This window comes from Candidatus Cloacimonadota bacterium (genome assembly GCA_012522635.1).
GTDB lineage: Bacteria > Cloacimonadota > Cloacimonadia > Cloacimonadales > Cloacimonadaceae > Syntrophosphaera.
This window is the reverse complement of sequence record JAAYKA010000125.1, coordinates 1-3,285: the sequence shown is the minus strand read 5'-3', so window position 1 is coordinate 3,285 and position 3,285 is coordinate 1. Positions and strand designations below refer to the sequence as shown.

The window sequence follows — 3,285 nt, the reverse complement described above, 5'->3', positions numbered from 1 at the left end:
TTTGCGCAAAGGCAAGTATTGTCATCAATAACATTGCAAATAAAAGAAAAGCCTTTCTCATGCTTTCTCCTTCGATTACGTGATTATTATAAAATGTTTATATATATTCCGGTCTCTTCAAACAAGATTTAACAACATCTGACACAATCACTTGCTGCGGGCACGGTTGAAGAGGATATTCCAAAATCCACGCCAGAAATATTTCCAATCTGTGGCGAAGGGTTTTTGTTGTTTTGCCAAAATATAGCGGCGTTCGGATTCCACAATTTCCTCGAAGCTTTCGGGCAGGTCGGTGTAAAAAGGTGGGATGAGGCCTGGTTTGAATGTGAGACGAAGTTCCTGCATATCAAGGGGATACAAGGAAAAATAGTGTTCGCTGAGAGCCCGCACGCCCACCAGGGCCAGTTCGCCCTTGAAGAAATTGTAGAGTTGGGGCAATTCGTCTATCCACAGGCTGCGCAAAACTTTACCCCAGGAGGTGACCCGGAAATCGTTTTTGAATTTTCCGCCATCCTGCAGGGCGTTGGTTTGGAAAACGTAATCCTGCAGATATTCGCTGTAGGGGTGCATGGTGCGGAATTTGCGGAGATAGATAACTTTTCGGTTTTGGCCCAGGCGTTTGAGACGAATCAGCGGGCCGTAGCTTGGGTTTGGGTCTCTGCTGGGTGGATTGGTTTTTTTCAGGATGAAGTGCATGAAGCCATCGATTTCGCGCTTGTGAACCAGCTCGAAGCCACAGAAATAGAAGCGTCCCATCATCTCCGTTTCGGAAAGCGCGCGGTTTTTGCCCTTGGTGAGCGCGAAATACCAACCCTGGAAAATGGGCAATTTGGGCATCACGCGGCGTAACAGGAAATCCAGGAAATATAGCGGCGGGCCGAAAACGGGGCTGTATTTTCGGTTGAAATGGGCGCGGCGCTGGGTGATGGTTTGTCCGTGACAGATGAAAACGCCGCCGTCCTCCAGCAGTTGATTGGCTTTGATGAGATAGACATTCATGCGGCGTAAGTCGTTTATGCGGTGTAGGTTTATGAACATCTGTCTGGAGGCGGGTGGCTCGTTTTCGATGTTGAAGAGAACTTCAGAATTCAGAATCAGGGTGCGGTTGCTGGCAAAGCGTTCGAGATCGAGAAATTCCGCGAGGAATTCGTAGAGTTTATCGGTGTTGCGGAGATAGTTTTGGCGCAGATGCTGGTTGACGCTGTCGCTGATGCCGTTTTGGGAAAAAACTGGGGCATAGACGCTGTGGTTGATGGCGGGGATTTCGGCGGGAAATTGCAGAAGGTCGGCGGGACTTTGCGCTTCTTCCAGAGCTGGGGATTTGGTTGTGAGAGGCGCCGAGGCATAATTTTGGTTTTCGCGGCGGAAGTTTAAGGCGTAGTAGATGCCCATGAAAATGAAGAGTTCCAAGCCGACAGTGCCCAGCATGGTGCCCAAAACAACCTTGCGGGAAAAGCGGAACTGGCCGAAAACATACATCAGACCAAAGATCGCGGCCGAGGCGAAAGCATCGCTGTTGACAATCTGGCGCAGCATGTGCTTGCCCCGTGTTACTTTATCCAACTGGTATTTTCCGCCTAAAATGCCGCCCAAAACCCAGATGAGCGAGAAGGCGAGAAATGCGCGCCACCACACGAAATCCGCCAGCATGCGCTTGGTTCCGGAACGCATTTTGGCCACAAAAAGGAAGGAGAAGAGGATGATGAGGATGTCCAGAAGCAGGAGGAGGAAGAGGCGGAGGTTTTTATTTTTCATGGTGATATAGATTAGGGATGCACAGGATTAAGATGATGAAAAAAGATCATTTTTGAAATGAATGAGTTGTAAGTCATGTTGTTATTCTTTATTAAGTTGAAGGTCTTCACTGTCCATGTTATGCTGTAAGACATTGATGAGGTTTGGTTTGTGCATATTTTTGTATTCTTTCCTTCGTACCTGAGGCACCGTCCCAAAATTCAACAGAAGACCAACTTCGAAATCAGTGGCTTTCAGATAGTTTTGAAGCTGAAGAATGTGGTCATTAATGATTGAAGCGCTGGCTTTTAGCTCGATGATAACTTTGCCCTCAACCACAATATCGGCATAATAGTCACCAACCGCAAAGCCATCGTAAAAAACTCGAATTGGATATTGAGACTGTGCTTTTAGGCCGCGTTTTTCCATTTCGCGCAGCATGGCATTTTCGTAAACTTTTTCCAAAAAGCCAAAGCCCAAGGTGTTATAAACTGAATAGAAGCAGGGAATAATTGTTTCAGTGAGATCGTTATGTAAGAGTGTGATATTCTTGTCGCTCATTTAGTGTTCAAAACCTTTAAAATCCCTTTTTAATCCTCATCATCCTGTGTATCCCTAATCTATTCTGAAATAATCAACTGTACGTTCAAGGCCTTCACGGAAATCCACCCGCACCTCATAATCCAACAACTCCCGCGCTTTGTCTATCCCCGCCAGGGAATGTTTCACATCACCGGGACGTTCCGGTTCGAAGCGGGGCTGGATGTCTTTTCCCAGGATGCTATTTATCATTTGTACGAGGTCCAGCAGGGTGTAACGCTCTCCGCAGGCGACGTTTATCACTTCCCCAGCGGCTTTGGGCGCGGTGCAGGCCTGGATGTTTGCCCAGACGTTGTTTTCCACGTAGGTGAAGTCGCGGCTCTGGCTGCCGTCGCCATAGATCACGGGCTCCCTGTCCTGCTGGATGAGGCGGATGAATTTGGGGATGACCGCGCTGTATTGCGAGCTGGGGTCCTGGTTGGGGCCAAATACGTTGAAATAGCGCAAGGACACGGTTTCGAGGCCGTAGAGCTGGTAAAAAACCTGGCAATAGCGTTCCTGGGCGTATTTTGTGAGCGCATAGGGCGACATCGGGTTTACGGGCATGCTTTCCACCTTGGGCAGGCTTTCGCTGTTGCCGTAAATCGATGAGGATGATGCACATATCATGCGCTTTACGCCAAATTCGCGGGCGGCTTCCAACAGGTTTAGCGTGCCCAGAATGTTCACATCGTTGGAAGTGATGGGATCAGCGATGGAACGCGGCACGGAAGGCAGCGCGCCCTGGTGCAGAATGTAGTCCACGCCCTTCACGGCGGCGCGCACGATGTGGAAGGAGCGCAGGTCTCCCTCAAAAAGACTGAGCTGTGGGTTTTTTAGTAGCGGCAGGATGTTTTCGCGTTTGCCGGTGGCAAAGTTGTCCAAAACCCGCACTTCCATGCCTTGACGCAGAAGCTCTTGAACGATGTTTGAGCCGATGAAGCCGGCTCCGCCGGTGACTAAGTATTTCAT

The 3,285-nt window shown here is 49.2% G+C and carries 3 protein-coding genes; all 3 read right to left on the bottom strand.

Annotation, left to right across the window (positions count from 1 at the left end):
- Positions 1-147: 147 nt before the first annotated feature.
- Complete coding sequence (locus GX135_06415; GenBank protein NLN85720.1) at positions 148-1,755, bottom strand: sugar transferase; 1,608 nt, start codon at positions 1,753-1,755, stop codon at positions 148-150.
- Between the two features lie 81 nt (positions 1,756-1,836).
- Positions 1,837-2,295 (bottom strand): GxxExxY protein, encoded by a 459-nt coding sequence (locus tag GX135_06410; GenBank protein NLN85719.1) that lies wholly within the window; start codon positions 2,293-2,295, stop codon positions 1,837-1,839.
- A 54-nt stretch (positions 2,296-2,349) separates the two neighbouring features.
- Positions 2,350-3,285 (bottom strand): SDR family oxidoreductase, encoded by a 936-nt coding sequence (locus tag GX135_06405; protein NLN85718.1) that lies wholly within the window; start codon positions 3,283-3,285, stop codon positions 2,350-2,352.